This is a genomic window from Acinetobacter sp. YH12140 (assembly GCF_013418475.1).
GTDB classification, from domain to species: Bacteria; Pseudomonadota; Gammaproteobacteria; order Pseudomonadales; family Moraxellaceae; genus Acinetobacter; species Acinetobacter amyesii.
This window is the reverse complement of the sequence record NZ_VPBZ01000006.1, coordinates 164,464-180,786: the sequence shown is the minus strand read 5'-3', so window position 1 is coordinate 180,786 and position 16,323 is coordinate 164,464. Positions and strand designations below refer to the sequence as shown.

Sequence of the window (16,323 nt, the reverse complement as noted above, 5' to 3'; positions counted from 1 at the left end):
TGATGGTTAACTATGGCGAACGCTCCTCGGTCCACATCTAAAAGTACCACAGCAAAATCTGCCGATGCTGGGAAAAAGCGTGCGTTAGTGATTGTGGAATCGCCTGCAAAAGCGAAAACAATCAATAAATATTTGGGCTCTGATTACATCGTGAAATCATCGGTGGGTCATGTCCGTGATTTACCTACAGGCGGTTCGAGTAAAACAGCAGAGAAAAAGCCAGTAACTCGTGCAAAATTAACTGAAGCTGAAAAAGCCAAAAAAGCACAAAAAGCTTTGGTTAATCGTATGGGTGTAGACCCTGAAAATGACTGGAAGGCACAGTACGAAGTCCTACCGGGTAAAGAACATGTTGTTGCGGAACTGAAAAAGCTTGCATCGCAAGTTGACGAGGTCTATCTCGCAACGGATATGGATAGGGAAGGAGAAGCAATTGCTTGGCATTTAAAAGAAGTGATTGGCGGTGACGACTCACGTTATCAACGTGTGGTGTTCAACGAAATTACCAAAAATGCCATCCAAGAAGCGTTTAAACATCCTTCTCGCCTCGATACAGATAAAGTCAATGCTCAACAAGCCCGTCGTTTCCTCGACCGTATTGTGGGCTTTATGATCTCGCCACTCTTATGGGAAAAAATCGCCCGTGGTTTATCGGCAGGTCGTGTGCAATCTGTGGCTGTTAAACTTGTGGTTGAGCGTGAACGTGAAATTCGTGCCTTCGTTCCAGAAGAATTTTGGCAAGTTTTTGCAGATACCAAGTCGAAGAAAGACGATATCCGCTTAGAAGCGGTGAAGCAAAATGGCAAGACTTTAAAACTGCACAATAAAGCTGAAACGGATGCTTTATTGAACCTGATTAAAGATGCCGACTACACAGTTTCAGCACGTGAAGACAAACCAACCAAGGTTAATCCAAGTGCGCCATACATCACGTCTACATTGCAACAAGCTGCAAGTACACGTTTAGGTTTTTCTGTGAAGAAAACCATGATGTTGGCACAGCGCTTATATGAAGCGGGCTTTATTACTTACATGCGTACAGACTCAACATTCTTGAGTGATGATGCTGTGAATATGGTTCGTGGTCATATTGAAACTGAGTTTGGACAAAAATATTTACCGGTTAAACCAAATCGCTATGGCAATAAAGCGGGTGCGCAAGAAGCCCATGAAGCGATTCGTCCATCAAATGTTGCGCTAAAAGGCGATAGTTTGGTGGGCGTAGAGCGTGATGCACAGCGTCTTTATGATTTGATCTGGCGTCAGTTCGTTGCATGTCAAATGACCCCTGCAGAATATTTATCATCAACGATTTTAGTCAATGCCAATGGTGTCGAACTCAAAGCCAAAGGCCGTACATTGGTCTTTGATGGTTTCACTAAAGTGCGTGGCCAAAACAAATCGGATGATGATGTACTGTTGCCTGCTGTAAAAGTCGGTGAAGTACTGAAACTTGAAAAATTAGATCCATCGCAACACTTTACTAAACCACCTGCGCGCTTCACTGAAGCATCTTTGGTCAAAGAGCTTGAGAAAAAAGGGATTGGTCGTCCATCGACGTATGCTGCGATTATCTCAACTATTCAAGACCGTGGTTATGTGAAGCTTGATAACCGTCGTTTGTTCGCCGAGAAAATGGGTGAAATCGTGACAGATCGTCTCGATGAAAACTTCAATAACTTGATGAACTATGCATTCACGGCAGATCTTGAAGGTCAGCTAGATAAAGTCGCGGATGGTGATCGTAACTGGAAAGAGTTACTCAATAGCTTCTACGGTGATTTTAAAACACGCTTAACCACAGCTCAGGGTGAAAATGGCATGCGCCGTAATTTACCTGTAGAAGTGGATGCTGTGCACTGTAAAGAATGTGACCGTCCGATGCAGATTCGTACAGGGACTACAGGTGTGTTCTTGGGTTGTTCAGGTTATAACTTACCGCCAAAAGAGCGTTGTAAGGGAACTTTAAACCTGACACCTGTAGAATCATTGGCTGCACTGTCTGACGATGACTCGGCAGAAACAGCAGATTTGATGTCGAAAAAACGTTGTCCAATCTGTGAAACAGCCATGGATAGCTATGTGATTGATGGCGGTCGTAAGTTACATATCTGTGGTAATAACCCAGACTGTGCTGGTTTTGAGCTTGAAGAAGGTGAGTTCAAAATCAAAGGTTATGATGGTCCAACCATTCCGTGCGACAAATGTGATGGCGAAATGCAATTGAAGACAGGCCGTTTCGGTCCTTACTTTGCATGTAATAGCTGTGACAATACACGTAAAGTGTTGAAGAGTGGTCAGCCTGCACCTCCACGTGTAGATCCGATTAAAATGGAGCACTTACGTTCAACCAAACATGATGACTTCTTTGTTCTTCGTGATGGCGCAGCAGGTTTATTCTTAGCTGCAAGTAAGTTCCCGAAAGTACGTGAAACTCGTGCACCGAAAGTGGCTGAACTACGTTCTGTCGCAGATCAGTTGGATGCAAAATATCAGTTCATCTTACAAGCACCGGATGTCGATCCTGAAGGAAACCCAACATTGGTGAAATTCAGCCGTAAGAACCAAGCGCAATATATTGGTTCTGAAAATGCTGAAGGAAAACAAACCAAATGGTCTTTGGTGTACCAAGACGGTAAGTGGGTTGAGGCTTAAGCTTTAAAATCAATAAAATGCTGACTTCGGTCGGCATTTTTTATGTCAGAATTAATCAAAATTTAAATGATAAAAATGATTGGGGGAATAGTGGAAATTCAAACGAAAAAGTTTACTGTACTCATAGATGCGGATAACTCATCGACCAATGCTATTCCATCTGTGTTGGAAGAGGTTGCAAAATATGGAATCGCAAGTGTTAAACGAGTTTATGGAGATTGGAGCAGCGAAACCTTAAAAAATTGGCGTGAAGTCTTACTTCCTCATGCAATCACACCTGTTCAGCAGTTTGCTTACACAAAGGGCAAAGATGCAACGGATATGATTTTGATCATTGATGCGATGGATTTGCTGTACGCAGGTGCATTGGATGGCTTTTGTATTGTTTCAAGCGACAGTGATTTTACCCCTTTAGCATCTAGAATTCGTGAAAATGGGCTAAGTGTTTACGGTTTTGGAAAAAAGTCGACGCCAGAGGCATTTAAAAAAGCATGTGATAAATTTATTTATGTTGAAAACTTACTGCAAGATAATGAGCTAAAAAATACTGAAGAAGATCTTATTGTTTCACCAATTAAAGAAGTCATTGAAAATACAAAAGTAAGTGAACCAAAGCCATCTGTGCAGATTAAAGAGAATACAATCACTGAAATCATTGATAAACCCACTTTAAATTTGATTTATAAAGCTGTGAAAGATAATGCGGATGAAAATGGATGGGCAAATTTAAGTATGGTTGGGCAATATATCAGCGCAGTTAAACCTGACTTTGATTCTAGAAACTACGGTCGAGCAAAATTATCTGGACTAATTAAAACGCTAAATTTGTTTGAAACAAAAATAGAAATGAGTCAAATGTATTTAAGAAAGATAAAAAAGCAGAGTACGATTTAAAATGTGGAAAAAAATTCGGGTACTGTGCTTATTGCTGATTTTATTGGTTGTCGCAGTCAATGCCTATAAAGACAAAAATCAAGACTGGAGTAAACCGATCTTTGTATTGTTACATCCAATTAATGCAGATGGTCGAGAGAGCACTCAAGCTTATATACAGCAGCTCTCTGTCAATGATTTAAATGATGTTCAACAATATTTACAAGCGACAGCACAGAAATACCGAGGGCAACCGACTTATGTGTATTTTAAGTTAGGTCGTGAGCTGAAAGTTTTACCTCCCAAAGTACCCAATGACGCCGGTATGTTGGACGTTATCTTATGGAGTTTGAAATTCCGCTACTATGCTTGGCAGCAGCATGAAAATGTAGATGGTGTTTCGAGTGTCACGCTATTTTTAAATTATTACGATCCGACCCAAACCAAAGAACTTAAACATTCCACAGCCTTGGAAAATGGTCGAATTGGATCGGTGAATTTATTTGCATCGAATAAACAGGCAGCGCAGAATAAAATCGTTTTAGCCCATGAGTTATTACACGCTTTTGGTGCAACGGATAAGTACGATTTGGCCACAGGTCAGCCAATCTTCCCTGTCGGTTATGCAGAACCCCAGCGGCAGCCTCTGTTTCCACAAAGCAAAGCTGAACTGATGGCAGGGCATATTCCTACCTCACAGACGCAAAGTAAAATGCCTGAAGATTTAGCTGATACTGTGGTGAATGACGTCACAGCGATTGAAGTAGGATGGAAAAAATAATGTGGATAAAACGTATCTTATCCACAGTTTCAATTGGTAGTGTGGATAAGATTTGGACTTTTCTTTCATTTTTCTTCATCATGAAGTTGCATAATCCATTGAATAACGAATAACTTGAGAAAAAACATGAGAACAGTAGGCAACGATTTAATTCGCAGTCAGCTCCATGAAAACCGTAAGTGGTATCTCGGTTTAGGTGCTTTATTGGTGGTCTTCGGATTGGTCCTTTTGGCAGCCTTGCCATTTGCGACACTTACGGTGATTTATATTTTTGGTGTGCTGATGATGTTAGGTGGCGTAATTCACTTCATCGCAGCATTTAAAATTTTTGAAGGCGGTTACCGCTGGTTCTGGGCACTATTTGGTGTGCTGTATTTGGTCGCAGGCTATTATGCATTTACAACGCCTGTCAAAACGGCCATTGTCCTGACCAATTTATTGGCGATTATTTTGATCATTGCAGGGGTCATTCGTATCTTTAATGCTGTGCTATTTCGAGCATTTCAAGGTTGGGGATGGACACTATTTTCAGGTCTATTGACCTTGATTACTGGTGTGATCATTTTGATGTCGCCTGATGCGCCATTTTGGGTATTAGGATTATTCTTGGCGGTTGATATTTTATTCCAAGGGGTCAACTACCTTACTTTGGCTTCTTATATTCGACGTGAAGTACCGAAAAGCTCGGCAGAGCAGTAAGCTGCTTGCGGATCTGATAAATAAAAAAAGAGTGCTGAGGCACTCTTTTTTTATTTATTTAAAATGTGTACTACCCGTTAAGGTTTCACGCTATAGCGGCTACTAATGGCGATACGATTCCATGTGTTAATGACAATTGCGAGCCATTCAATCGCACTGATTTGATCATCCGTTAAAAATGGTAGGGCATCTTCATAAACTGCATCAGGAACTTGGCCTTCGGCAATTAATGTAATTGCTTCGATCAAGCTTAAAGCAGCACGTTCTTTTTCGTCATAGTACGCAGTTTCACGCCATGCAGTCAGTAGGCTAATACGTTCAATGCTTTCACCTGTTTTCAGTGCATCGTGTGCATGCATACGAATACAGAACGCACATTCGTTGATTTGGGATGCACGTAATTTGAGTAAATGAGCTAATCCTTCACTTAGGCCAGCTTCATTTATTTTTGCATTGCCAGTGCATCAAGTTCTGCAACTTTTTTATATAGCTCAGGTGCAGACTGACCTAGGTTGATTCGTGACATTTCGAACCTTTCTGATGTTTTTAGATATACCTGCTATTTTAAAACCGTTATGGTTGAGGACAAGTTTTATTTTGAGCATTTAGATGACCACTTTTGTTCTTGCGCCCGATTCATTTAAAGAAAGTATGAGTGCTCAACAAGCCTGTGACGCGATGCGGCGTGCAATTTTAAAGCTCATACCTGACGCAAATGTCATCGCTGTGCCAATGGCAGATGGCGGTGAGGGAACTGTAGATGCGTTACTCAGTACTTGCGACGGCCAAAAAGTGACGATAGCGCTTACAGGTCCTTTGCCCAATCAACGTGTGACGACGTATTTCGGTTTGATCGACGGTGGAAAAACTGCGGTGATTGAAATGGCAAAAGCTAATGGTATTCATCTTGTTGATATGGCTCAGCGAAATCCTTTACTGACGTCAACTTATGGTACGGGCGAAATGATCCAGGCTGCTCTAGACTTCGGAGTAAGTAAAATTATCATTGGCTTAGGCGGGAGTGTGACCAATGATGGCGGTGCAGGTATGGCGCAGGCCTTGGGGGCACAATTTTTAGATGAAAATGGCTTGCAAATAGCAGTTTGTGGTGGTTGTCTTGATCAAATTAAAAGTCTTGATTTGACGCAGCTCGACTCACGTTTAGCGCATACAGAAATTATCATTGCCAGCGACGTCATTAATCCACTATGTGGTGAAAATGGTGCATCCCATATCTTTAGCCCGCAAAAAGGTGCAACGCAGGAGATGGTGCGTCAGTTAGATCAGAACCTCAGTCATTATGCGGATGTGGTTGAAGCGACTCTGGATTGTGCTTTACGTGATGCAGCAGGTGCAGGTGCTGCAGGTGGATTAGGTTTTGGGTTGATGGCTTTTGCGGGTGCATCGATGCAATCAGGTGTGGAATTGGTCATTGAACAAAGTCAGTTGAAGGAAAAAATAGCACAGGCAGATTATGTGCTCACTGGTGAAGGGAAAATTGATCATCAAACCAAGTTAGGTAAAACACCATTTGGTGTGGCGCAGGTTGCAAAAAAGTTTAATAAACCCGTGATCGCCTTTGCTGGTCTAGTGGGTGAGGAAATAGCAGAACTCTATGATTTAGGTTTCACACAGATTGTTGGAATTAATCCACCAGATTGTAAGTTGGAGGATGCATTAAAAAATGCCGAAACATACTTAGAAAAAAGTTGTACAGATCTCATCAATTCTATATGTAAAAGATCAGAACCTACTCCTCTTAAGATGGATCGGTTCTGAAAAGTGTTACTTCTATAAGCGATTTTCTAAATAGTGCTGTGCCAATGTGACTTCTGCATCGTACTCAGTTGGATTTTGCGGTTTAGGGAGGCGAATATTAGGTGCAATACCAATGTCGTCAATTTGCTGCCCCGTACGGCGGTGGATAAATGTGGTTGCATAATACAGTGTGAATTGTTGAGATGGCGTTTTGATGGTTCGAATATTCGATGCATCTAAAGCACCATAAGTGTTACGCCCCATGACTAAAACATTCGGATTTTGACGTGCGGTTAAAATAAACATTTCACACGAACTACCGCATTCTTCATCTGACAGAATAACAACTTTTTTGGGCGTAGCTTTGACGTCTGAATGGGCGATCACATATTTTTCCTCTTTCTGCTTCGTCATCCCAACCCAGCTATTTTTATTGCTTTCAAGTTTAGCAATCATACGATTAAATTCTACCTTGATTTCCCCATCAGGTAAGATTTTGGCTGTTTCTTTCCATGATTGAATATTTTCTGTAGATGCATAAATTTGGGGCATTTCAAACCAATACTCAGCTGCTCCCAAAAGTGGATAAAGGGGTTGTGCTGATGTATCAAATCCGCCTGAGTTTTTGCGTAGATCAAGAATTAAATAACGTGCGTCTAACACTTGGTTTTGATTGTCTTGAATGATCTTTTCAAGTTGATCTTGAACAGACAGAGCAAAAGTTGGGATGGTGATTAAGGTTGTCTGCTCAGACAATTTTTGCGTGGTCACGAGATTGCTTGATTGTATTGTTGAACTCTCTGTGATGGCTTCTGATATGGTTTTTCGGCCTAAGCTCAGATGACCTTTACGGATAGATTTCAGAAAGTGATTGGTGATTTCTTTACAGGCATCGACCGAAATTACTTGTGTAATTTTAGCGTTTTGCTCATTTATGACCTTTTGAATATTTTTTGGATAGTTGTCCCAGTTTTTTGCTCGAATACCAGCATCATTTTTGAGTATAAATTCAGAGCTAAAGTTAAAATCTTTTTGGCACTCACTAGGTGTCATGGGGCTAAGTCCATCTGCAGCTTGAATACTTGGGCTTAGAAAAAAACTACTACTCAGTACCAACAATGAAAGCTGTGAAAATTTATTGAACATGTCATGATTCCTAGAGACGGTTATTTTCTCAAGTTATAAGCCTATGGATTTAAATAGGTCTTTGTTTTTCTAATGATATTGATTTATAAATCTACTGATTTTTTACTGTATAAACAATGAAAATTTTAAATGAATAGTCATGGTTAAAACGGTGTGTTTCCGCGTCAAATTGAGTCACTTTGTAGTCGTCTACGCTGTGAATTTAGGGTAGCTCTGTTAAACTACCAATTCACATAGCACGATGAGACACCATGAGTTTAGCCAACCTGATTGATGAATTAAATCCTCAACAAAAACAAGCCGCAACAACAGAAGCACAGCATAGCTTGGTTTTGGCAGGAGCAGGTTGTGGTAAAACCAAAACTATCGTGGCGCGTGCTGCCTATTTAATTGATCAAGGCGTGCCTGCCAATCAAATTCAAATTTTGACTTTTACTCGCCGTGCAGCGAGTGAAATTGTCGCTCGTGTGGAGCTGGCTCTGGGTGAGCAAGCCAAAGGGCTACGTGCATCAACCTTTCATACCTTTTGTATGTACCTCTTGCGCCGCATTCCAAAAGCTTTTGGTCTAGAACAGTTTTCGATTATTGATCGTGATGATCAACTCATGATGTTCCGCCTGATTCGTGGCCGTGATGATAAGAAAAACCCCAATCACTTACCCAAGCCAAAAGAACTCTGTGACCTATATTCTTTTGCGCGGAATACGCGTCAAAAACTTAGCATTGCCATGGAAAAGCAAATGCCTGAGTACTTTGCTTTAAAAGATCAAATCGCGGATATCATGAAAGAATACGAAGCTCGTAAACGTGCGCGTAGTTTTTTAGATTATGACGATATCTTGGCGATTGTGGCAAAAGCCTTGGCGGAATCAGATGGACTGGTCGATTATGTGGCTTCGATTTGTCGCCACATGTTGGTCGATGAAATGCAGGATACCAATCCGCTGCAATGGGCGTTACTTGAGCCATTAAAAGAACGTGTCAGTTTGTTCTGTGTCGGCGATGATGCACAGTCCATTTACGGCTTCCGTGGTGCAGACTTTGAAAATATTCATCATTTCAAAGAGCGGGTACCCGACGCACAGATTTTCAAACTCGAAAAAAATTATCGTTCAACCCAAGAAATTTTAGATCTGTCGAATTGGTTGTTGGATGAAAGCGAAATTAAATATGACAAACGCTTAGATGCTTATCGTGGGGAAGGGATTAAGCCGAAAATGCATATTTTCCCGAATGAGTTTGATGAAGCCAAATGGATTGCCATCGACATCAAAGAACGTCATTACCTCGAAGGCAGCAAATGGTCGGATCATATGGTGCTTGTGCGTTCAAGCTTTGCCGCCCGTCATATTGAAGCAGCTTGTATTGCCGCAAACGTGCCGTATCGCTTTATTGGCGGCATGAAATTACTTGAAACAGCCCATGTAAAAGACTTACTCAGTGTATTGCGTGTAGTGGCCAATCCTTTAGATGATATCGCGTGGATGCGCTTTTTAACCTTATGGAATGGTGTGGGTGATGTAGGTGCGAGTAAGTTATCGCAGCAGATTTTACTTGAGCCAGAAATGCAAGCCATTGCAACCAAGTTGGAAAAATTTGGCAAAGTACCTGACCAAGCGATTCTGATGATGAAGCAAATGTCGGTGTTGAAGGATCAGGTCAAAGAATGTGTAAGCTTGGCTGTTCAAGCGATTTCTGAGCAGCTAGAAGAAAACTATAAAAAAGATTGGAACCGACGTGTCGGGGATTTTGATCTGGTGAAACAACTAGCATCAAAGCATACACAGCTCAGTGAATTTCTTGAAGAGTATGTGCTCGATCCTGTGTCCATTTCTGAAATTGAACGGCAATCAGATAGTGATGTGGTCACTTTGATTACCATTCACTCTGCTAAAGGGACAGAACAAAAGGTTTGCTATGTGGCAAATGTGACACCAGGGCAATACCCGCATGCACGTGCTCAGGGTAATTTCGATGAGGTGGAAGAAGAGCGTCGCGTGTTATATGTGGCGCTGACACGTGCGCAAAATGAATTGATTTTGACTAAGCAAAACTTGAACCACTGGGCACGTGAAACTGTGGATGAGCAAGGGCGTAAAGTAGAAAGTTATTTTATGAATGATTTAACTCGAAACCTATGTAGTTTGGAAACACATTATAAAACCCGTCAGCAAACCGTAAAAAGTGCTTTAATCGAAAGAAAATCGATTAATTTAGATTTTGGTATCGATCTCGATTAAAATAGATTTTTGACGTGATTTACACGCAAGTTAAAAAGCAAAATAGACAAATGCTTTTTGATGATGCTGTCTATTTGGAAGATTGAATGAAAATTTTAGTACGTAACTTAGAGCGTTCAGTTACTGAAGCAGAATTGGTTGAACTGTTTAAACCATTTGGCGCAGTAGAGTCTGCTGTTGTTGTTATGGATGCAAGCACAGGTAAATCGAAAGGGTTTGGTTTTGTCGAAATGCCAAATGGTCGTGAAGCTGTAAAAGCGATTAAAGGCCTGAATACTTTGAAAGTCAAAGGTGCGGGTATTCGCGTAAAAGCGGCTGAAGATAAGCCTAAAGCATAAATTTAAAAAGGAGCGTTACGCTCCTTTTTTTATCGGTGATCTATGAAAAAATGCTACTCGGCTTTGTCGATTGTTGCGCCATCTGGTTCGAACATTGCGTGCGGACGTAAAACGCTTGAAGTCCGCTCATGGCAGCCCGAACATTTGCCTTTAAAAGATTTAGTGATCGTGGAAAATCAACGCTACTTACATGAAAGCGGAGATGAAGATATTGGACGTGCAGTGGCGATGGTCGATGTATATGACGTTCATGTATGGACTGAAACAGAGGTAGAGCAAGCGCAGGCGACATATTGGGCAGCAGGGTACTGGGCTTGGCGTCTGGAAAATATCAGGATGATTGATTGGGATATGCCTGTTCCCGCAAAGCGTGACATTTATTTAATTGAAATCGATCATCCATAATATTTATTGTGAATTTCCTAAAAATCCGTTTAAGCTTATTCATGTAGAAAAACGCCAAAATTTAGGGAATTGTTCATGTCTCGTGTTGCTCGCTTTCATGCTGATCGTACCAATCAAAAGTTATATTTTACCCGTCTTGCATGTCAGCAAGCTGAGCAGACCGATCATGTTCAACAAGCTCAGGCTTATCGCGAAGCAGCGGTTTTTCATTTGCATGGTGCAGTACTTGCGTTTTTACAAGAGTTGGTGCGTTACTATCGTTTAAATGATCCTGCGCCCACGTTAAAGTCGATTGAAACGCTGATGGCTGAAAAAGGTCAGGTATCACCTGAAGTGACTGTTATGCAGCAATTGGCCAAGCAAGGTTTTATTGCAGAGCTGAAACGCGCACATCGTATGTGTCAGTATGCACCTGAACCGTCTGCACCAGAGCCAGAAGATGAAACGTCTTCAAATTTAATTATTAAAGTTACCCAAACACCGCAAGCATGGTTGCCAGATACCGCTATTTTGCGTGAATGGCATCGTGATCTAACTCAATTAATTGATGGATTTCGTAACGAGATGGTGGAGTTCTAATTGGACTATTGCTACTTGAAATAAATTTATTTAACCCGATATAAGATTATCTAAGTAATACAAAGTGCAGATGCCTTTATCACCATGTTGCGCATGGAGGGATATATGTCTATAGAACAGTTGAAAGAACTCTTTGGGAACCAGGAAGCAATTTTAGAGCTGGTTCAATTGGAAGGTGGTGAGTTGGCATTGCGTAATGCAGGCTCAGAAAAAGAGCCTTTGGTGACTATCCAATTCAATGAAGAATTACGCAATATTTTGGGCGATCAAATGAGTGTGATAGCTCAGCAAATGATTCAGGCTGCATTGTTTGGTTTGTTAGAAAAACAAGTGGATGAATGGCATGCCGAAGTAGTTGATGAAAAGCCAAAATATATGAGCTAATCATATAGCTGCTGACTTTGCGGATCATGATAATGAAAACGCACCTTTTGGTGCGTTTTTTTATATCCAAAATGGCACTTAGACTGTGCCCAGTTCAGTAGGTGAGATCAGCATCGAACCTAAAAATACAATAAAGACCCCGATGAACTGTAAGAAAAAAGGATTTTTGGCATCTTGCCAATACAGAATCAGAAAGACGATGGAAATGGGATAAAACAATAGACAGCCCAGTCCCCATAAAATACTGGTTTTAAATGCAGCGATGAGAAAGCCCAGACCGCCAATCAAAATAATGGCAAGGCCTAAATAGAGGATGTACATGTTTTTCTCGTTTCTTGTTTGAAGTTTTTAAAAATGATGCTTCGTTTGATTCTTATTTTATCAATATGTTTTTTAAATTCAATTATTTGTAATTTTAAAATTAATGAATTATATCCATTAAAAAAAGGCGATGCTTAAATGCATCGCCTTTTGGGTATTGCCCATAAGAACTTAATTAGGAACTTAGTTTAGTGTGTCGGAGTTTGGTGATGGGCAATTTGGATTTGATTTAAAATATGATTGCTCATATTTTTCGCCATTTCCTCTTTGGCATAATAAACCTCACCGATATTGTCACGACGAATGACTTCAGCTTCTTCTTTGCTTTCCGCACAAACCAATACTTGGATAGAAGGATTCAGCATTTTGGCAATATCGACAATTTTATGAATATCTAAAATATCCATAGGTGAAATGACCAAAAGGCGTGCGTGTTGAATATGGGCTTGAATTAAAACCCCAGGTTCTGTTGCTACACCGGATACCGCAGCGATGCCTTTTTCCCGCAAGTTTTCCACGATTTCACGGTTTTCTTCAGCAATAACCACTTTAATGTTTTCATTCATTAATTCGCGGGTAATACGACGACCGACTTCACCATGACCAATCAGCACCACCTGATCACGCAGATAATCCTGTGAGACCTCATCCGGCAACATGGCCAATGGGTCACTACTACGTTCCAGTAAACGGGCCAAATTCGAGCGCTCACGGATGAGTCGCTGCATAGGCTCGATGGCAGAAAATACAAATGAATTTAGCGTAATCGAGATTAATGCACCTGCCAATATCAGGTTTTGTCCTTCCATGGAAAGGAGGTTTAGAGATACACCTAAGGTCGCCAAAATAAACGAGAACTCACCAATCTGCGCCAAACTCGCCCCAACGGTTAATGCGGTATTGATGGGGTAACGGAAGAACAACACCAACGCCATTGCAGCGATGGTCTTACCAATCATGATAATGCCGACCACAGCTAAGACGTGAAGCGGTTGTTCAATCAAGATCCGTGGATCAAACAGCATGCCGACGGAGACGAAAAACAAAATCGAAAAAATTTCACGAAGCGGAAGGGTTTCTTCTTCTGCACGGTGACTAAAGTCAGACTCTTTGACCACCATACCGGCAAAAAATGCGCCGAGTGCCATGGAGACACCAAATACCTTGTAGGCACCAAAGGCAATCGACACAGCTGCTGCAACCACGGTAAGCGTGAATAATTCACGTGAGCCTAAGCGTGCAACCACTTGCATAATCATTGGCACTAAGCGTTTACCAATGATCAGCATGAAGGCAATAAAGCCAGCGACTTTGAGTAAAGTTAGACCTAAGGTCAGCCAAATATTTTCATCTGCACTACTTTCTGTGAGTGGCTGTCCACCAAGCAATACTGCTGTGGCAGGGAGTAAGACCAGAACCAAGACCATGACCAGATCTTCAACCAAGAGCCAGCCTACGGCAATTTTACCATTCACGGAGTTAAGTAAGCCTCGGTCACCGAGAGCCTTGAGGAGAACCACCGTACTTGCACACGACAAACTTAAGCCAAACACTAAGGCTGAGCCCATGCTCCAGCCCCAAAGCATGGAAATTCCCATACCCAGTAAGGTCGCCACTGCAATTTGTAAAATGGCACCGGGCAAAGCAATACGACGGACTTGCATCAAATCATTGAGTGAAAAGTGCATACCCACGCCAAACATGAGGAACATGACACCGAGTTCGGCCAGCTGGTTAGCGAGATGGATGTCACCAACTACTCCAGGCGTATTTGGGCTAATAATAATACCGGCAATCAGATAGCCGATGAGGGGAGGAAGTCGCAGGCGCGCAGCTATATAGCCAAAAATTAAGGCAAAACCAAAGCCAACAGCAAGTAATATTATGAGTTCTACATCATGAGGCACTAAAAACTCCTTAAGCCTAAGTTAAGGGTAAAAAAGACAAGCACAAAAAGTGCCAAAAGCATTTTGAAAGTTTAGCAATTCGAATAAAAAAAATGCAAAAAAAAACGACCTAAGCAGGTCGTTTTTTTCAAAAAACTAAAATTATTTGATTTTAGCTTCTTTGAAAATTACGTGTTGACGGATTTTTGGATCAAATTTTTTGATTTCCATTTTTTCCGGCATAGTACGTTTGTTCTTAGTGGTAGTGTAGAAATAACCTGTACCAGCAGAAGAAACTAGGCGAATTTTATCACGCATGTTCGTAGCTCCTTAGATCTTTTGACCTTGAGCACGTAGGTCAGCAACAACCTTTTCGATGCCCAATTTGTCGATAATACGCATACCTTTAGTAGTTAGACGAAGACGTACGAAACGTTTTTCGCTTTCTAACCAAAAACGGTGGTGATGCAGGTTCGGCTCGAACCGGCGTTTAGTTTTGTTGTTGGCGTGTGAGACGTTGTTACCAACGACTGGACGCTTGCCGGTAACTTGGCAAACCTTAGACATGGTGTAACTCCATTGATTTAGCCAACAGCAAATCTGTATGGCCAGTCAAAAAAAACATTGAATTCATTCAAGGGGCGTTTTATATCAAAAATGCGCTTAAAAGACAAGCGATTTTGCATAAAACGAACGATCACCTGGTGTGATCGTTCATGCCTTGATCGTTTATCGAAGAAGTGTCTTCGAAATCAGTTTGTGGATCGGCTTATTGAACGGTGGAAGAATGAATTTCAAACTATAGAGTTTTGGATTCGACATCACCGAGCGTTCATGCGACAAACTGAAGAAACCTTCTGGACCATGATATTTACCCATACCCGAAGCCCCCACACCGCCAAACGGCAGGTCATCTTGAGCAACATGGGTTAATACCGTGTTTTGTCCGAAATGTCCTGAATGGGTACGTGTTGCGACATAGTCGGCACGTGCCTGATCAAAGTCGAAATAGTATAAAGCAAGTGGACGAGGACGGCTATTAATAAAAGCAATAACCTCGTCAATTTGATCATATTCCATGATCGGAAGGATCGGACCGAAGATTTCATGCTGCATAATTTGCATGTCTGGAGTGACACCCGTTAAAACAGTCGGTGCAATTTTACGTACAGCGTCCACATCTTCATTTTGTGGGTTAAAACTGATGATTTGTGCGCCTTGATCACGCGCATCTTCTAAATAACCTTGTAGGCGCTTGTACTGCTTGTCATTAATAATCGAGGTGTAGTCCTGATTATGAGCAATACTTGGGTACATAGCTTCAACGCACACTTTATAGTGATCTAAAAATTCAGCAGTTTTACCACGAGGTAAGAACACATAATCAGGTGCAACACAAGTTTGACCTGCATTCCAAAGTTTACCAACCGCAAGACGCTGTGCAACATCCGCAAGGTCAATAGACGGATGAACCAATACAGGTGACTTTCCGCCTAATTCTAAAATCACAGGAACTAAGTTTTCAGACGCAGCAGCCATGACGGTTTTACCGACATTGGTTGAGCCCGTGAAAATCATTTTATCGAAGGCAAGGTGACTAAACGCATCTGAAATTGGACCACCACCATTGACGACTGCGACCAATTCTTGAGGAAATGCTTCTGCGAGAGCTTTTTCGAGCACATCACCGAATGCCGCAGAGGCACTCGAAATTTTGATCATGGCATGGTTGCCCGCAGCCAAAGCACAAATCAGTGGGCCTATAGAAAGAAGCAGTGGGTAGTTCCATGGCGTAATAATGCCGACGACACCAAGTGGTTGATATTGCACCCATGCTTTTGCAGGTTGGTGAATAATTCCGACATGGCGTTTGGATGGTTTCATCCAGTCTGTCAAATGCTTGCTATAATATTTGATGTGTTCAAGACATGTGAGCAACTCACCAATCTTGGTTTCACCAATAGAACGGTTACCATAGTCTTGATTAATTGCATCAGCAAATTGATCTTGATACTTAACTAAGATACGCTTAAGCCGAGCCAAACGGTCTATACGTTCCTTCGCTGTAGGCAATGGGTAACGTAAATATGCTTGTTTCTGCTGTTCCAACATATTGTTGAGATGCTGGTGATCAAAAGAATGTGGTGTCATTGAAGTTGTTTTTGTTTGACTATTCATGTCGCACGACCATATCCAAATTAGCGATTAATTAATTTTTAGAGCAAATACTCTAAATAGTCAAGTTACTTTATGTGTTA

The 16,323-nt window shown here is 41.5% G+C and carries 16 protein-coding genes and 1 pseudogene; 10 read left to right on the top strand and 7 right to left on the bottom strand.

The window, feature by feature from the left end; all coding sequences use genetic code 11:
* Positions 1-12: 12 nt before the first annotated feature.
* The 4 genes from topA to FTU75_RS10120 all read left to right on the top strand — a co-directional run bounded on the left by topA (position 13) and on the right by FTU75_RS10120 (position 5,008).
* Positions 13-2,655 (top strand): type I DNA topoisomerase, encoded by a 2,643-nt coding sequence (topA, locus tag FTU75_RS10135; protein ID WP_180115890.1) that lies wholly within the window; start codon positions 13-15, stop codon positions 2,653-2,655.
* Between the two features lie 90 nt (positions 2,656-2,745).
* Complete coding sequence (locus tag FTU75_RS10130; RefSeq protein ID WP_180115889.1) at positions 2,746-3,549, top strand: NYN domain-containing protein; 804 nt, start codon at positions 2,746-2,748, stop codon at positions 3,547-3,549.
* A 1-nt stretch (position 3,550) separates the two neighbouring features.
* Positions 3,551-4,309, top strand: coding sequence for a hypothetical protein (locus FTU75_RS10125; RefSeq protein ID WP_180115888.1), 759 nt, complete (start codon positions 3,551-3,553; stop codon positions 4,307-4,309).
* Positions 4,310-4,435: 126 nt separating this feature from the next.
* Complete coding sequence (locus FTU75_RS10120) at positions 4,436-5,008, top strand: HdeD family acid-resistance protein (protein WP_078189701.1); 573 nt, start codon at positions 4,436-4,438, stop codon at positions 5,006-5,008.
* 77 nt (positions 5,009-5,085) lie between these two features.
* On the opposite strand, the pseudogene FTU75_RS10115 reads toward FTU75_RS10120, so the two are convergent.
* Positions 5,086-5,534: pseudogene (locus tag FTU75_RS10115) on the bottom strand (carboxymuconolactone decarboxylase family protein).
* Between the two features lie 83 nt (positions 5,535-5,617).
* On the opposite strand from FTU75_RS10115, the gene FTU75_RS10110 reads away from it, so the two are divergent.
* The gene (locus tag FTU75_RS10110; protein ID WP_180115887.1) at positions 5,618-6,787 is read left to right on the top strand and encodes a glycerate kinase; all 1,170 of its coding nucleotides are present in this window, start codon (positions 5,618-5,620) and stop codon (positions 6,785-6,787) included.
* Between the two features lie 12 nt (positions 6,788-6,799).
* Here FTU75_RS10110 and FTU75_RS10105 read toward each other — a convergent pair whose 3' ends face one another.
* Positions 6,800-7,912 (bottom strand): S41 family peptidase, encoded by a 1,113-nt coding sequence (locus tag FTU75_RS10105; protein ID WP_180115886.1) that lies wholly within the window; start codon positions 7,910-7,912, stop codon positions 6,800-6,802.
* Positions 7,913-8,163: 251 nt separating this feature from the next.
* On the opposite strand from FTU75_RS10105, the gene FTU75_RS10100 reads away from it, so the two are divergent.
* The 5 genes from FTU75_RS10100 (at position 8,164) to FTU75_RS10080 (ending at position 11,858) form a co-directional block, all read left to right on the top strand.
* Complete coding sequence (locus tag FTU75_RS10100; RefSeq protein WP_168377891.1) at positions 8,164-10,152, top strand: ATP-dependent helicase; 1,989 nt, start codon at positions 8,164-8,166, stop codon at positions 10,150-10,152.
* An 86-nt stretch (positions 10,153-10,238) separates the two neighbouring features.
* On the top strand, positions 10,239-10,490 hold the full coding sequence (locus FTU75_RS10095) for an RNA-binding protein (RefSeq protein WP_078189697.1): 252 nt from the start codon (positions 10,239-10,241) through the stop codon (positions 10,488-10,490).
* 42 nt (positions 10,491-10,532) lie between these two features.
* A complete protein-coding gene (locus tag FTU75_RS10090) occupies positions 10,533-10,895 on the top strand; it encodes an ASCH domain-containing protein (RefSeq protein ID WP_180115885.1) in 363 nt (120 codons plus the stop codon).
* 75 nt (positions 10,896-10,970) lie between these two features.
* On the top strand, positions 10,971-11,474 hold the full coding sequence (locus tag FTU75_RS10085; protein WP_078189695.1) for a DUF6586 family protein: 504 nt from the start codon (positions 10,971-10,973) through the stop codon (positions 11,472-11,474).
* A gap of 105 nt (positions 11,475-11,579) precedes the next feature.
* Entirely contained in the window at positions 11,580-11,858 is a 279-nt protein-coding gene (locus tag FTU75_RS10080; RefSeq protein ID WP_078192732.1) for a hypothetical protein, read from the top strand.
* A gap of 78 nt (positions 11,859-11,936) precedes the next feature.
* Here FTU75_RS10080 and FTU75_RS10075 read toward each other — a convergent pair whose 3' ends face one another.
* From FTU75_RS10075 to FTU75_RS10055, 5 genes are all read right to left on the bottom strand, one after another.
* On the bottom strand, positions 11,937-12,179 hold the full coding sequence (locus FTU75_RS10075) for a hypothetical protein (RefSeq protein ID WP_180115884.1): 243 nt from the start codon (positions 12,177-12,179) through the stop codon (positions 11,937-11,939).
* A 188-nt stretch (positions 12,180-12,367) separates the two neighbouring features.
* Positions 12,368-14,086, bottom strand: a complete 1,719-nt coding sequence (locus tag FTU75_RS10070; protein ID WP_180073299.1) for a cation:proton antiporter — start codon at positions 14,084-14,086, stop codon at positions 12,368-12,370.
* 141 nt (positions 14,087-14,227) lie between these two features.
* Positions 14,228-14,383 carry a 50S ribosomal protein L33 gene (gene rpmG, locus FTU75_RS10065; RefSeq protein WP_001205031.1) on the bottom strand — a complete coding sequence of 52 codons (156 nt, stop codon included), beginning with the start codon at positions 14,381-14,383 and terminating at the stop codon, positions 14,228-14,230.
* A 12-nt stretch (positions 14,384-14,395) separates the two neighbouring features.
* Complete coding sequence (gene rpmB, locus FTU75_RS10060; RefSeq protein ID WP_000048256.1) at positions 14,396-14,632, bottom strand: 50S ribosomal protein L28; 237 nt, start codon at positions 14,630-14,632, stop codon at positions 14,396-14,398.
* Positions 14,633-14,794: 162 nt separating this feature from the next.
* On the bottom strand, positions 14,795-16,243 hold the full coding sequence (locus FTU75_RS10055) for a coniferyl aldehyde dehydrogenase (RefSeq protein WP_180034939.1): 1,449 nt from the start codon (positions 16,241-16,243) through the stop codon (positions 14,795-14,797).
* Between the last annotated feature and the right edge of the window lie 80 nt (positions 16,244-16,323).